This window comes from uncultured Flavobacterium sp. (genome assembly GCF_963974175.1).
Lineage (GTDB): Bacteria > Bacteroidota > Bacteroidia > Flavobacteriales > Flavobacteriaceae > Flavobacterium.
In genome coordinates, this window is record NZ_CAXBBR010000001.1 from 441,598 (window position 1) to 456,625 (window position 15,028).

A 15,028-nucleotide genomic window follows, 5' to 3' on the forward strand; every position below is an offset into this window, starting at 1 on the left:
TATGTTAAATATATCAGACCACAATAAACATGTTGACGCCCATCTTGACCGTTTCAAAACGGTTAAAGGACTCGAAACAAGGCCACACTATAAAATTTTAAATCGACTTATAACGCTTGTTGCGATATTAGCGTTTATTACCTTATTCCTACCTTGGACCCAAAACATATCTGGTAAAGGAGCTGTAACTACTTTAAAACCAAACCAAAGACCACAATCAATCCAAAGTGTTATCTCAGGTCGAATTGAAAAATGGTATGTTCAAGAAGGTGATTTTGTAAAAAAAGGGGACACCATACTTTTTATCTCTGAGATAAAAGAAGATTATATGGACCCTAACTTAGTAGAAAACACTAAAAACCAATTGAATGCTAAAAGTCAAGCCCTAAACTCGTACAGTTCAAAGTACGGAGCGCTAGCTAGTCAAATTGTATCGATTCAAAGCGAAAAAAATCTGAAATTAGAGCAAGCTAAAAACAAACTAAAGCAAGCTAACTTTAAAATTAAAAGTGATTCGATTGATTTAGTCGCCGTAAAAACCCAACTTAAAATAGCCAACACTCAGTTCAACCGAGTAGTAACACTGAACAATGAAGGTTTAAAAGCAATGACTGATGTAGAAGAGAAACGTTTAAAACAGCAAGAAGTTGAAGCTAAAATAATCACTCAAGAAAACAAATTATTAACCACACAAAATGAGTTGCTAAATGCAAAGGTCGAGCTTAACCGTATTGAGGCGGAATATAATGAAAAGGTCGCGAAGGCAGAAAGCGACCAATTTACAGCATTAAGCAACCAATATGACACTGAAGCGCAAGTAAACAAACTTAAAAATCAATATGCTAATTACAGCATTCGTAATGGCATGTATTATATCAAAGCAGCGCAAAATGGATACATTAACCGTGCTTTGCAAGCTGGAATTGGCGAAACTATCAAAGAAGGAACACCAATTGCTACTGTAATGCCATCAGAGTACGATATTGCCGTAGAAACCTATGTAAACCCATTAGATTTACCTTTAATTTCCAAAGGTGCCAAAATAAGAATCTGGTTTGATGGTTGGCCTACCATTGTATTTTCAGGTTGGCCCGATATGTCGTACGGAACATTTGGTGGTAGAATTGTTGCAGTTGAAAAATTCATCAGCGATAATGGGAAATTCAGAGTGCTGATTGCCCCTGACCCTGAAGAAGATCCTTGGCCAAAACAATTAAGTATTGGCTCTGGAGCACAAACAATCGCCTTACTAAACACCGTTCCTGTTTGGTTTGAAATATGGCGTACCCTTAACGGATTCCCACCAGATTATTATGAAATGAATCAAAAAGGCGGAAAAACTAAAGAAAAAAAATAATGAGATATTCTATTTTATTTTTACTGCTATTCAGTTTGAGTCTTCAAGCTCAAAATACAGTAAGTGAAACGACATTACCTCAAAAAATGGAATTTACATTCAATGAGTATTTGGGATATGTCAAAAAATTTCATCCGCTGGTTAAAACAGCTAACTTAGAAATCAATAAAGCGCAGGCAACTTTAATGGCAGCAAGAGGTGCTTTCGATCCAAAAATAGAAGTTGACTTTGATAAAAAAAAATTCAAGGATACCGAATATTATTCGATTTTAAACAGCAGTTTCAAAATCCCAACTTGGTATGGCATCGAAATCAAAGCTGGTTTTGATCAAAACGAAGGATATTATCTAAACCCTGAAAACACAGTACCTAATGCTGGATTAACATCGTTAGGAATATCAGTTCCTTTAGGACAAGGTTTATTTATCAATCAGCGAATGGCCGATTTGCGTAAGGCTAAGATGCAAATGCAATTAGGTCAAGCCGAACGAAAATCACAAGCAATTGTAGTCTTGTATGATGCATCTGTTGCTTATTTTAATTGGAAAAAAAATTATGAAGAGTTTCAAATGTATTCGCAGTATAATACTAATGCGGAGACACGTTACAAAGCAGTTCAGTCATTAATTAAACAAGGTGACAAAAGAGCTATTGATAGTGTGGAAGCAGGAATTAGTTTCAAAAGTCGTCAATTAAGCTTAGAAAATTCTAAACTAAAATTACTAAAAGCAAAACTAGAATTATCTAATTTTTTATGGTTAGACAATTCGATTCCTATGGAACTATCTGAAGCGCTATTTCCGGAACTGCAAATTGAAAATACGATTCAAGAAACCTTAAAAACAAATGACCTATTAGCCGATAATTTCTCAATAGAAAATCATCCTAAAATTAGCGCATTGGAAACCAAAATTGATATGCTAGAGGTCGATAGAAAACTAAAGGCAAATGCCTTATTGCCAAAGATTGATCTATCCTACTCCTATTTATCAGAACCACAGTACATCGACAGTTACAAATTTGAAAACTACAAAGTAGGAATTAATTTTTCCTACCCTATATTTTTAAGAAAAGAAAGAGGTGGTTTAAAATTAACGCAGTACAAAATTCAAGAAACTACAAATAGCTTAAATCTTGAGCGTTTACAACTTTCGAATAAAATAAAAGCGCAGAAAGAAGTAATCACTTCTCTGGATAAACAACGACTTATGGCAAGCGATCTAGTGAACAACTACAAAACGATGTTACAATCAGAAGAGCGGTTGTTTACTTTTGGAGAAAGTTCCCTTTTTCTAATTAACAGTCGCGAAAGTAGTTTAATAACAGCCCAGTTGACAGCAATCGCCTTACGCAATGAGTTTTTTATATCAAACTCAGAATTATATAAAATTATGGCCAATCCTGATTAAATAATTTTAAAACCGTACTTTTGCCAACTGAAAATAGCAAATATGATTATAGTTAAATCCCGTGAAGAAATAGAATTAATGCGCGAAAGTGCTTTAATAGTATCGAAAACATTAGGAATGATTGCTTCTGAAATTAAGGAAGGAGTTACTACATTACATTTAGATAAATTAGCAGAAGAATTCATTCGTGACCATGGTGCTGTCCCTAGTTTCCTTGGTTTATATGGTTTCCCAAACTCATTATGTATGAGTCCGAATGCTCAAGTTGTGCACGGAATCCCAAACAATACGCCTCTTAAAAGTGGTGATGTTATATCAGTAGACTGTGGTGCTTACAAAAACGGATACCATGGAGATCATGCTTATTCATTTGAAATAGGCGAAGTAGATCCTGCAACTAAAAAATTATTACAAATTACCAAAGAATCATTGTACGTAGGTATCCGCGAATTTAAAGCTGGAAATCGTGTAGAAGATGTTGGGAATGCCATTCAAAAATATACAGAATCACACGGATACGGAGTAGTTCGCGAATTAGTAGGACATGGTCTTGGGCAAAAAATGCACGAAGATCCAGAAATGCCTAATTACGGAAAACGTGGTCGTGGAAAACTTTTTGTCGAAGGTATGGTAGTTGCAATTGAGCCTATGATCAACCTAGGAACAAGAAACATCAAACAGCATAAAGACGGCTGGACAATAACAACCGCTGATAATAAACCAAGTGCTCATTTTGAACACGACGTCGCTCTTATTGACGGAAAACCGGAAATATTATCCACATTTGCTTATGTATACCAAGCCTTAGGAATTGTGAGTACTGAAGAAGATGAATTTAGAAAAACACCTTTAGTATTGTAATGAAAAAACTGTTTAAATTAATACTCAATACCATCCCTCGCCCATTACTTATTCGTTTAAGTTATGTCGCTAGACCTGTTTTAGCTTTAGCTTTGAAAGGAGATAAATTTACCGATCCTATAGACGGAAAAAGTTTTAAATCGTTCTTGCCTTATGGCTACGGAACACAAAGAAACAACGTCCTATCACCAAGCACTCTTTCATTAGAAAGACACCGCTTGCTCTGGCTATTTCTAAATGAAGAATCTGATTTTTTCACTTCTAATGTAAAAAAGAAAGTACTTCACTTTGCCCCTGAACAGGCATTTTATAAATTATTCAGAAACCAGAAAAATCTGGATTACACAACTACCGATTTGTTTTCTCCACTGGCAGATGTAAAAGCAGATATTTGCGATTTACCTTTCGAAGACAATCAGTACGACGTTATTTTATGTAATCATGTTTTAGAACACATCCCAGATGACACTAAAGCAATGCAGGAATTGTATCGTGTTTTAAAACCCGGCGGAATGGCGATTTTGCAAATTCCTCAAGATCTATCAAGAGCGACTACTTTTTCTGACGACACTATTACAGACCAAAAAGAACGCGCGAAAATATTCGGACAATATGATCATGTTAGAATTTATGGTCGTGATTATTTTGACAAACTAAGAAGCATTGGCTTTAAAGTAATCGAAGAAGATTATACTAATAAAATTGCTCCAGAACTGGTAGAAAAGTATTGTTTAGCAAAAGGTGAAATCATACCTGTTTGTTTTAAATAGAACACATTTCATACGGCAAATAATTGGCATAATAATGGTATTGCTTAATTCGTTATATTTACATTTCAGCAAATTAATAATTATGCTTCATTCCTTTTTTCGAAAAATAATACTGCTACTCATCATCACTTCAGCTTCTGCACAAGTAGAAAATGAAATTGCCCCCCCATTTAACATCAAGACCGTTTCCTTTATTCAGAACAATCAAAATGTTGTTCCGATATTTCAATTAGGTAGCGGATTCCAATTACAATTTGATGATCTATATGGCAATGAAGCAGATTACTATTACGAAATTATTCATTGTGACTATAACTGGAAACATTCTGAAATTCCTAAAAATGAATACCTACAAGGTTTCGACAACCAAAGAATTCAGAACTACACCAACTCATTTAACACCTTACAGATTTATTCTCATTATACATTATCAATTCCAAATCAGTTTACGCAGCAGCTGCGCATCAGCGGGAATTACATTCTGAAGGTTTTAAATAATGACAAAGAGGTTGTATTCACACGAAAATTCATTCTATATGAAGATTTGGTGACTGTTCCTATTCAGGTAAAACGAGCTAGAACGGTAAGTAATGTAGAATACAAACACAATTTGGATTTTTCGATAAAATCGAATACCATTACTTTTCAAAACCCTTTAAAGAATGTAAAAGTGGTATTGCTGCAAAATGGAAAGTTCAATAGCGCAATAAAAAATATTCATCCGCAATATACCATTGGCAACGATTTAATCTACAAATACGACACGGAAACTCAATATTGGGCCGGTAACGAATTTTTGTATTTTGAAAACAAAGATGTTAGAGCCGCCAATAATAACATCTCTCGCGTTGACGCAAGTACAGAAGTCTATAACTCCTATTTATACACGAATAATGCTCGCGCAAATTTCCCCTATACCGTTTACGAAGATGTAAATGGTAATTTTGTCGTTCGCAATTTAAATGCTACAAACAGTGAAATTGAAGCTGATTATGCCTGGGTTTATTTCAGCCTCTCTGCTCCCACTTTTAATAACGACAACGAAATCTACATTAACGGGATGTTTAACAACTACAGTCTAACTTCTGAATTCAAGATGGATTATAATCCCAAAAAAGGGATTTATGAAAAAGCCCTTTTATTAAAACAAGGATTTACAAATTTTGAATACGTGAATGTTGACCGTAAAGGAGCAATCGATAATGAAAATGCAATAGACGGTAATTTTTATCAAACTGAAAATGATTATACAATTCTAGTATATTATCGTGCAAATACAGATCGCTATGATCGCGTCGTGGGCAAAGGAAATGCTAACTCCTTAAATATCATCAATTAAAAAAATAGTTACAAAAGCCTGAATACAAAATCAAATTTTTGTAAATTTGTTATCTATTAGACACTTAACTACTATTTTACAATGGTATCTCAAATCACAAGAGGCATAAAAATTTCGGTATTGACTAGTTTTGAAGGCACGTACTTCAAGAACTACAAGATTCACTTTGCCTTTAGTTATCAAGTAACAATTGAGAACCATAGTAAAGATTCTGTCCAACTGACTTCTCGTCATTGGGAAATTTATGATTCTTTAAATAACATTGAAATTGTAGATGGTGAAGGAATTATAGGAAAAAAACCAGTTCTAAAACCTGGTGAACTTCATACCTACAGTTCCGGATGTTTATTATCCTCGCCATACGGTGCAATGAAAGGTTATTTCAACATGATTAACTTTACGAGTACAAAAAACTTTAAAGTTTTTATCCCCACATTTAAATTATGTGCTCCATTTGCATTGAATTAATCTTTACTCTGCTGAATATATTTCACTTTCTTATAGTTTATTTATCATATTTTTAATTTATCCTTTGTACTTTTGCTATGAAATAAATTATTCGCAACATTTCGAATAATTTATTTGTTCAATTGTCTAATCTTATCTGTAAATTAACAGATTAACAAATTACAATATCATGCTAAAAGGATTTTTTCACGTACCAAAAGCGGTAAACGAACCAGTAAAAGGGTATGCACCAAATTCACCTGAAAAAGCAGCCGTTCAAGCAGCTTATACTAAAATGTGGAATTCTAAAATCGACGTACCTCTATATATCGGAAGCGAAGAAATTAGAACTGGAAATACAAAAAACATGTCGGCACCACACGACCATAAACATATTGTTGGAACCTATCATCTTGCTGAAAAATCTCATATTGAGAAAGCTATTGCAAATGCATTAGAATCAAGAACAGCATGGGCAAATATGGCTTGGGAGCAACGTGCAGCTATTTTCTTAAAAGCAGCTGAGCTTATCGCAGGACCATACAGAGCTAGAATCAATGCTGCAACAATGATTGCGCAGTCTAAAAATGTTCATCAAGCAGAAATTGATGCATCATGCGAGCTAATTGACTTTTTGCGTTTTAACGTAGAATTCATGACTCAAATATACGGAGACCAACCTACATCTACTTCAGATATGTGGAATCGTCTAGAGTACAGACCTCTTGAAGGATTTGTATATGCGATTACACCATTTAACTTTACAGCTATTGCTGCTAATCTTCCAGCAAGTGCTGCTATGATGGGTAACGTTGTTGTATGGAAACCAAGTGATAGCCAAGTATTCTCGGCACAAATTATTATTGAAGTATTCAAAGAAGCAGGAGTTCCTGATGGAGTTATCAATGTAGTTTTTGGAGATGCTCAAATGATTACGGACACTGTTTTGGCAAGTCGTGATTTTGCAGGATTGCACTTTACAGGATCAACTCATGTATTTAAAGATATCTGGGCTAAAATTGGAACTAACATTCACCACTACAAAACATACCCAAGAATCGTAGGGGAAACTGGAGGGAAAGATTTCATTATCGCTCACTCAAGTGCGAACCCAAAACAAGTTTCTACAGGAATTGTTCGTGGAGCTTTCGAATTTCAAGGTCAAAAATGTTCAGCTGCCTCTAGAGCTTACGTACCACAAAGTATGTGGCCAGCTGTAAAAGAGCAAATTATCACTGATGTAAAATCAATGAAAATGGGGTCTCCCGAAGACTTTGGTAATTTTATTACTGCAGTAATTCACGAAGGTTCATTTGATAAATTAGCTAGTTTTATTGACCAAGCTAAAAAAGACACTGACGCTGAAATTATCGTTGGTGGAAACTACGACAAATCAGTAGGATACTTTATTGAGCCAACAGTTATTGTAACGACTAACCCTCATTACTCTACAATGGCAACCGAATTATTCGGACCTGTAATGACGATTTTCGTTTACGAAGATGCTAAATGGGAAGAAACTCTAGAATTAGTAGATACTACATCTGAATATGCATTAACAGGAGCTGTTTTCAGTCAAGATCGTTATGCTATTGAAGTAGCAACTGTAAAATTACAAAACGCTGCAGGTAACTTCTATATCAATGATAAACCAACAGGTGCTGTTGTAGGACAACAACCATTTGGTGGAGCAAGAGCTTCAGGGACAAACGACAAAGCAGGTTCTCCATTGAACTTATTGCGTTGGGCTTCACCTAGAACTATCAAAGAAACGTTTGTTACTCCAGTAGATTACAGATACCCATTTTTGGGAGAATAAATCCCCCTAACCCCAGAAGAGGGAACTAAAAATAAAAAACCCACAAAATTCAAATTCATTTGAGATTTTGTGGGTTTTTAAAATTTTACACCGAATGACATCGGCAAACTATCTTACATTCCAGTCATCATGAAATCGCTTCCTTCCTTGCAATGACCTTAAACTACATACTTCAACGGTACATGCACCACTTTCTTTGTCTCAAAAAATTCATCTTCAAAGAAATCTGCTAAATCATATTGTGTTGCTTTTGGGAAGTCTTTCAACTCTTCCGTCAAATCACCTCCTTTTAGATAGAGAATTCCATTTTTCAATTCGTGCTTGCTTTTCTTTTTGACTTTGTCTTTAATCCAAGACACAAAATCTGGCATATTAGTTACGGCACGACTCACGATAAAATCAAAATCACCTTTAACTAATTCTGCTCGTAATTGCTCTGCCTTAACATTTTCAAGTCCTAATCCATCAACAACAGCCTGAACTACTTTGATTTTCTTAGCTATAATATCAATCAGATGAAAACGCGTTTCCGGAAAAAGAATAGCTAATGGAATTCCAGGAAATCCACCACCAGTTCCCACGTCAAGAACATAAGTACCCGGAACAAAATCAATAATTTTAGCAATACCTAAAGAATGTAAAATATGCTTTGTGTACAAAGCATCAATGTCTTTTCTCGAAATAACATTTATTTTTTCGTTCCAATCGTGGTATAAAAAGTCCAACTTTTCGAATTGCTCCTTTTGGATATCGGTTAAATTAGGAAAATACTTAAGAATCTCGTCCATCGTTCAATTTTTTTAACAAAAGTACAGTTTTTAACTCTGAAATATTTAACTCAATTTGGCATAGTTAAAATTTATAATAATTATCTTTACAACTTATTACATTATTCTATGATCAAAACACCTCCTACATTTGCAAAGCAAGATAAATTAAAGTTCTTCAGAACACTTAACTCGCGGGTAAACAATTACTTCAAGGAAAATAATATCAAAAAAACTGGAAACTGGAAACTCCATTTGAAAACTATTATTCTGATTACTATTTTTCTTGCACCTTACTTTTTAATACTAACTCTTGATATGCCTTTCTGGGCTCATCTTTTGCTGACAATTGTTATGGGCATAGGTATGGCTGGAGTAGGGATGAATGTAATGCATGATGGAAATCACGGTTCGTATTCTAACAAAAACTGGGTTAACAAATTCATGGGCGGTACCATTTACATCCTTGCCGGAAATGTACACAACTGGCAGGTACAACATAATGTTTTGCACCACACCTACACAAATATCCCTGGTCATGATGAAGATCTAGATGCCGGACGAATCATACGATTTACAAAAGATGCAAAATGGCATTCTTTCCATCGCTTTCAACAATATTATTCTGTATTTTTATATGGTTTATTAACTTTCAATTGGGCTATCACTACTGATTTTAAGCAAATGAGAACCTACCTAAAAAGAAAATTATCCTATGGTGAAGCGAAGAGCCCAAAAACACTTTGGACGACTTTAATTATCACAAAAGTGATATACGTTTCCATTTGGATTGTATTACCAATAGTTATCGGTATCGCTTGGTGGAAAGTATTAATCGGTTTCTTTATCATGCACTACACTGCAGGATTGATTCTGAGTATCGTATTTCAATTGGCACACGTTGTCGAAGAGACAGATAACCCATCTCCAAACGAACTAGGCGAAATGGGCAACACCTGGGCAATTCACCAACTATTTACCACGACTAATTTTGCTCCAAAAAACAAAATAGTAAACTGGTACACCGGTGGTTTGAATCACCAAATTGAACATCATATTTTTCCAAATATCAGCCATATTCATTATGGTAATATTGCAAAAATCGTTAAGGAAACTGCAGCAGAATGTAATTTACCTTATTACGAATACAAAACAATGCGAAGTGCCGTTATTGCTCACTTCAAACATTTGAAAGAATTAGGAATGAAACCAGCAATGTAACAAAGCACATTATACAGATGCGATGCATCAATACATAATCAAATAAATAATTAACCTCCCTCATTTTCTATTAACAAATTAGGGCAATCAACACTTTTTTTAATGAATCATTTACTTTCAGACAGAATTAACAACCTTGCTACATCACAAACATTAGCAATGGCAGCTTTGGCTAGAGAACTAAAAGCACAAGGAAAAGACATTATCAGTTTAAGTTTAGGAGAACCTGATTTTAATACTCCTGACTTTATCAAAGAAGCGGCTAAAAAAGCGATCGATGAAAATTACAGCACCTACTCTCCAGTAGATGGATACGCTGAATTGAAAGAAGCAATCTGCAGAAAATTCAAAAGAGATAATGATTTAGATTACAAACCATCTCAAATTGTAGTTTCTACAGGAGCAAAACAATCTTTATACAACATTGCACAAGTAATGTTAAACGACGGTGATGAAGTTATTTTACCAGCACCATACTGGGTTTCTTATTTTGAAATCGTAAAGCTTTCAGGAGGAGTTCCAGTTGAAGTTCCTACTTCTATTGACACTGATTTTAAAATTACACCAGCACAATTAGAAGCAGCAATCACACCAAAAACAAAAATGATGTGGTTCAGCTCTCCTTGTAACCCAAGTGGATCTGTTTACAACAGAGAAGAACTAACAGCATTAGCTAAAGTATTAGAAAAATATCCTAACATAATTGTGGTTGCAGATGAAATCTACGAACACATCAATTTCTCAGGGACTTTTTGCAGCATTGCATCTATCCCAGGAATGTTAGAAAAAACAGTTACCGTAAACGGAGTTGCAAAAGCATTTGCAATGACAGGATGGAGAATTGGTTACATCGGAGCACCAGAATTCATCGCTAAAGCGTGTACAAAAATCCAAGGGCAAGTAACTAGTGGAGCTAACAGTATTGCACAACGCGCTACTATTACTGCTGTAGATGCTGATCCATCAGTACTAAACGAAATGGTTCAAGCTTTCCACAGCCGTAGAGATTTAGTAGTAGGATTAATCAAAGAAATTCCAGGAATGAAAATCAACGTTCCAGAAGGTGCATTTTATGTATTTCCTGACGTATCTTCTTTCTTCGGAAAAACACTAAGAGGAACCTTAATTAAAGACGCTAACGATTTCTCAATGTATCTTTTAGGAGAAGCAAATGTAGCAACTGTAACTGGTGACGCTTTTGGAAATCCAAATTGCATCCGTTTCTCTTACGCAACAAGCGAAGACATCTTGAAAGAAGCTTTAAAAAGAATAAAAGAAGCGGTTTCGTAATTCACAAACCTATTCCGTTTTTTAAAATAGTTTAAGGTTCAGAGTTCCATAACTTTGAATTTTAAACTATTTTTGTTTTAGGGTGTGACCACAAGGGTCGGGCTATATGTTGCAATCTTTTATTCATTCCGCTAACGCTACATGAAAAAAGGATTTCCACTTCACACGAGCGATAGCGAACTGGCGAAGCAATCCCTCACGAGAAAAACACCAAGTACATACAATCAAATTTATGGGCAGGTCGAAACTTGTCCCTACGAAAAACATAACAAATGAAAATACTACTTCTAGGCTCTGGCGAATTAGGAAAAGAATTTACAATTGCCGCACAGCGCATCGGGCAAACCATAATTGCGGTAGACAGTTATGACAATGCTCCAGCGATGCAAGTGGCCCATGATTTTGAAGTCATCAACATGCTTGACGGAGAAGCCTTAGACCGTATCGTAGCTAAACACAAACCTGATTTTATTGTCCCTGAGATAGAAGCCATTCGCACCGAACGTTTTTACGATTACGAAAAACAAGGAATTACCGTAGTTCCCTCAGCAAAAGCGGCAAACTTTACGATGAATAGAAAAGCAATCCGAGATTTGGCCGCCAAAGAACTGGGATTAAAAACGGCAGCTTATCGTTACGCCACCACTGCCAACGAATTACGAAAAGGAGTTGAAGCTGTAGGAATGCCTTGCGTAGTAAAACCCTTAATGAGTTCGTCCGGAAAAGGACAGTCGACAATAAAAACAGAAGTCGATATCGAGAAAGCATGGAACTATGCTGTAGAAGGATCAAGAGGTGATGTAGTAGAAGTGATTGTGGAAGCTTTTGTCAAATTCAATTCGGAAATCACGTTATTGACCGTTGTTCAAAATAACAACCCTACTTTATTTTGTGCTCCTATTGGTCACCGTCAAGAACGTGGCGATTACCAAGAAAGCTGGCAACCCGCCAGAATTTCAGACAAAGACTTATACGAAGCGCAAGATATGTCCGAAAAAGTTACCGAAGCCTTAGGTGGTGCTGGACTTTTTGGAGTCGAATTTTTCCTTGCTGATGATGGCGTTTATTTCTCAGAACTCTCCCCTCGCCCACATGATACCGGAATGGTAACGTTGGCAGGAACACAAAACTTCAACGAGTTTGAATTGCATTTGCGCGCTATTTTAAGCTTACCTATATTTGAAATTACTTTAGAAAAAGCAGGCGCCAGTGCTGTAATTTTAGCTTCTGAAAATAGTACCAACCCAACATTCACCGGCTCAGAAAAAATCGCCGCCTTACCCAAAACCGACTTCAGGATATTCGGGAAACCTTCTTCTCGGCCCTATAGAAGAATGGCAGTTGCCTTAACAAACGACACTTTAGAAACGCCAATCGAAGAAATTGTAGAAAGAGCAAAAGAAGCCGCTAAATTAATAAACGTTCATTCGTAATTATTTTTTAGAATCCCGAAACGTTTTCGGAGTCATTCCAGTATTTTTTTTAAACAGTCGCGCAAAATAAGAGTAATCATCATAGCCTAATTTTGTTGCGACTTCGTTTACCGTTAGGTTTTTGTTCATCAACATCCGTTTAGCCTCCAGAATAACTCGGTGAATAATAACTTCGGTTGTGGTCTTTTTTAAAATCTCATTGCATATTCTATTCAGATGCTTCAATGTAATATTGAGATGCGAAGCATAAAAAGAAGCTGTTTTTTCCGTTTTAAAGTTGCTTTCCAGAAACTGCTCAAAACTCTTAATTTTCACATTATAGGAATGCGCTTCATGGGTATGAGTTTCAATATATTTTCTGGCGAGATCAATATGAATAGAATCTAACAGATTCATGATTTTATCCTGCTTCAACATTTTATTTGACTGATTCTCTTCAATCAAACTATTGAAATAAGGTAAGATTGCTTTTGTTTCAGCGCTATCCAACAAAATCTCAGGACTATTGGTCACCGAAGAATAAAACGGATACTGATCAATTGATTTTTGCCCAAAATAGAGATTGTACATTTCATAGGAATAGAAAACCACAAACCCTTCAATATCGCCTGACAAATCCCAATGGTGTATTTGTCCCGGCTGCAATACAAAAACACTTCCCGGCTGGATGGTAAACCGGTCAAAATCGATTTCATGCGTTCCAGATCCGTTTGTGAAAAATACCAAAACATAAAAATTATGACGGTGCGGTTCTTCAACAAAGCTATGATTGATTAAATGATTACTGAATGTATTAATATACAAATCACTATTTACTGAATTACAATTAAATCGTTGGATATCATAAATAGGATATTTTTTCATAATTACAGTAATGTCTTTATTGTGCTATAACAAGCGAATATATAAAACATCTAGTTGAGAATGATAGAATACCTTTGACAAAAATTACAAAATGTCAAACTCACTTGTTCACATCCTTAACAATGATTGCCCAAACTGTTTAAAAGGCAAGGTTTTTAAAGAAAAAAGCATCTTTTTTAAATTCAGTTTTCCGAAAATGAATGAATATTGCCAACACTGTCATTTCAAATTTGAGAAAGAACCGGGTTACTTTTTTGGTGCTATGTATGTCAATTACGGACTATCAGTAGCACAAGGAATTGCCACTTATGTTATCGCACATTTTTTCTTTGAACAAACTTTTGACTTAAGAATGATCCCAATCATTATGACTGTAATGTTAGCGTTATCCACATTCAACATCAGGTTATCAAGACTACTATGGATTTATATGTTTAAGAATTATTCCAATTAAAAAGTATGTCGTGAGTTGAAAAAAATAACTATCTTGTCGTTATCAAATTTTAAAAAATGAGAAAACACATAACAGCGCTATTCCTATTTTCAATCTTGCTCGTCAATGCACAAGATAAAAAAGAACAATCAAAATCTCAAATAGTAGAGGCTGCTTGTGGACAATGCCAGTTTGAAATGGAAGGATACGGTTGCGAATTAGCTGTTCGTATTGACGGGAAACCTTATTTTGTTGACGGTACTTCCATTGATTCCCATGGTGATGCACATGCTAATGATGGTTTTTGCGCCGCTATTAGAAAAGCAGCAGTTGTAGGTGAAATAAAAAACAATCGTTTTGTAGTTTCATCATTCAAATTACTTCCTGAAGAAAAGGAAACAGAGCAGAAATAGTGTCACTAATCATTCAAAATATTAGCAAACACATTTCACTTACTCCAGAAGAACAACTATTGTTTCTATCTAAAACTGAAACGCATACTTTTAAAGCTAAAACTATTTTATTGAATTCTGGGCAAGTTTGCAAACATTCCTATTTTGTGAATACGGGGATTCTGAGAAGTTTTAATATCAATGATAACATAGTCGAGCATATTTTAACTTTCGCCTGCGAAGGTTGGTGGATTGGCGACATGTACAGCTTAATTTCGCAAAATCCAGGCAACCTATTCATTGAAGTTTTAGAAGATGCCGAAATCGTTATACTTTCGAAAGAAAACCAAGAATTCCTATACGCTGAAATTCCTAAACTGGAACGCTTTTTCAGAATCCTAACCGAAAATTCCTTGGTTGCCAACCAAGAACGCCTCATGGATAATCTAAGTTTATCAGCAGAAGAACGCTTTGAAAAATTTAGAACAAAATATCCTACGCTACTTCAAAAAATACCTCAAAAACAGATTGCTTCTTACATTGGTGTCACACCAGAATTTTTCAGTAAGATGAAATCGAAGTTACTTAGGAAGTAGTAATCAGTTTAAATTACTAATCAGAATTGT

The 15,028-nt window shown here is 35.3% G+C and carries 15 protein-coding genes; 13 read left to right on the top strand and 2 right to left on the bottom strand.

Annotated elements, in window-relative coordinates; genetic code table 11:
* The first annotated feature begins 1 nt into the window (after position 1).
* From AAC069_RS01930 to pruA, 7 genes are all read left to right on the top strand, one after another.
* Positions 2-1,357, top strand: a complete 1,356-nt coding sequence (locus AAC069_RS01930; protein WP_339918837.1) for a biotin/lipoyl-binding protein — start codon at positions 2-4, stop codon at positions 1,355-1,357.
* Positions 1,357-2,766, top strand: coding sequence for a TolC family protein (locus tag AAC069_RS01935; RefSeq protein ID WP_339918838.1), 1,410 nt, complete (start codon positions 1,357-1,359; stop codon positions 2,764-2,766). The genes AAC069_RS01930 and AAC069_RS01935 overlap by 1 nt, the downstream gene beginning before the upstream one ends.
* 42 nt (positions 2,767-2,808) lie before the next feature.
* Positions 2,809-3,627: a type I methionyl aminopeptidase gene (map, locus tag AAC069_RS01940; RefSeq protein ID WP_339918839.1), complete on the top strand. Its 819-nt coding sequence runs from the start codon at positions 2,809-2,811 to the stop codon at positions 3,625-3,627.
* Positions 3,627-4,397 (top strand): methyltransferase domain-containing protein, encoded by a 771-nt coding sequence (locus tag AAC069_RS01945; protein ID WP_339918840.1) that lies wholly within the window; start codon positions 3,627-3,629, stop codon positions 4,395-4,397. The genes map and AAC069_RS01945 overlap by 1 nt, the downstream gene beginning before the upstream one ends.
* 82 nt (positions 4,398-4,479) lie before the next feature.
* On the top strand, positions 4,480-5,736 hold the full coding sequence (locus AAC069_RS01950; protein WP_339918841.1) for a DUF5103 domain-containing protein: 1,257 nt from the start codon (positions 4,480-4,482) through the stop codon (positions 5,734-5,736).
* 81 nt (positions 5,737-5,817) lie between these two features.
* Positions 5,818-6,204 carry a Co2+/Mg2+ efflux protein ApaG gene (gene apaG / locus AAC069_RS01955; protein ID WP_091083714.1) on the top strand — a complete coding sequence of 129 codons (387 nt, stop codon included), beginning with the start codon at positions 5,818-5,820 and terminating at the stop codon, positions 6,202-6,204.
* Between the two features lie 169 nt (positions 6,205-6,373).
* Positions 6,374-8,002, top strand: coding sequence for an L-glutamate gamma-semialdehyde dehydrogenase (gene pruA, locus AAC069_RS01960; protein ID WP_339918842.1), 1,629 nt, complete (start codon positions 6,374-6,376; stop codon positions 8,000-8,002).
* Positions 8,003-8,160: 158 nt separating this feature from the next.
* Here pruA and rsmG read toward each other — a convergent pair whose 3' ends face one another.
* Positions 8,161-8,790: a 16S rRNA (guanine(527)-N(7))-methyltransferase RsmG gene (gene rsmG / locus AAC069_RS01965; protein WP_339918843.1), complete on the bottom strand. Its 630-nt coding sequence runs from the start codon at positions 8,788-8,790 to the stop codon at positions 8,161-8,163.
* Between the two features lie 108 nt (positions 8,791-8,898).
* Here rsmG and AAC069_RS01970 point away from each other — a divergent pair, with 108 nt between their 5' ends.
* The 3 genes from AAC069_RS01970 to purT all read left to right on the top strand — a co-directional run bounded on the left by AAC069_RS01970 (position 8,899) and on the right by purT (position 12,713).
* Positions 8,899-9,990: an acyl-CoA desaturase gene (locus AAC069_RS01970; protein ID WP_339918844.1), complete on the top strand. Its 1,092-nt coding sequence runs from the start codon at positions 8,899-8,901 to the stop codon at positions 9,988-9,990.
* A gap of 102 nt (positions 9,991-10,092) precedes the next feature.
* Positions 10,093-11,280 carry a pyridoxal phosphate-dependent aminotransferase gene (locus AAC069_RS01975; RefSeq protein ID WP_339918845.1) on the top strand — a complete coding sequence of 396 codons (1,188 nt, stop codon included), beginning with the start codon at positions 10,093-10,095 and terminating at the stop codon, positions 11,278-11,280.
* Between the two features lie 272 nt (positions 11,281-11,552).
* A complete protein-coding gene (purT, locus tag AAC069_RS01980; RefSeq protein WP_339918846.1) occupies positions 11,553-12,713 on the top strand; it encodes a formate-dependent phosphoribosylglycinamide formyltransferase in 1,161 nt (386 codons plus the stop codon).
* Here purT and AAC069_RS01985 read toward each other — a convergent pair whose 3' ends face one another.
* On the bottom strand, positions 12,714-13,577 hold the full coding sequence (locus AAC069_RS01985; protein ID WP_339918847.1) for an AraC family transcriptional regulator: 864 nt from the start codon (positions 13,575-13,577) through the stop codon (positions 12,714-12,716).
* 91 nt (positions 13,578-13,668) lie between these two features.
* Between AAC069_RS01985 and AAC069_RS01990 the strand changes: the two genes are divergently transcribed.
* The 3 genes from AAC069_RS01990 to AAC069_RS02000 are packed head-to-tail and all read left to right on the top strand — an operon-like array spanning position 13,669 to position 14,998.
* Positions 13,669-14,031, top strand: coding sequence for a DUF983 domain-containing protein (locus tag AAC069_RS01990; RefSeq protein WP_339918848.1), 363 nt, complete (start codon positions 13,669-13,671; stop codon positions 14,029-14,031).
* 56 nt (positions 14,032-14,087) lie between these two features.
* Entirely contained in the window at positions 14,088-14,423 is a 336-nt protein-coding gene (locus AAC069_RS01995; RefSeq protein WP_091083678.1) for a DUF6370 family protein, read from the top strand.
* Positions 14,423-14,998, top strand: coding sequence for a Crp/Fnr family transcriptional regulator (locus AAC069_RS02000; protein ID WP_339918849.1), 576 nt, complete (start codon positions 14,423-14,425; stop codon positions 14,996-14,998). Before AAC069_RS01995 ends, AAC069_RS02000 begins: the two co-directional genes overlap by 1 nt.
* Positions 14,999-15,028: the final 30 nt, after the last annotated feature.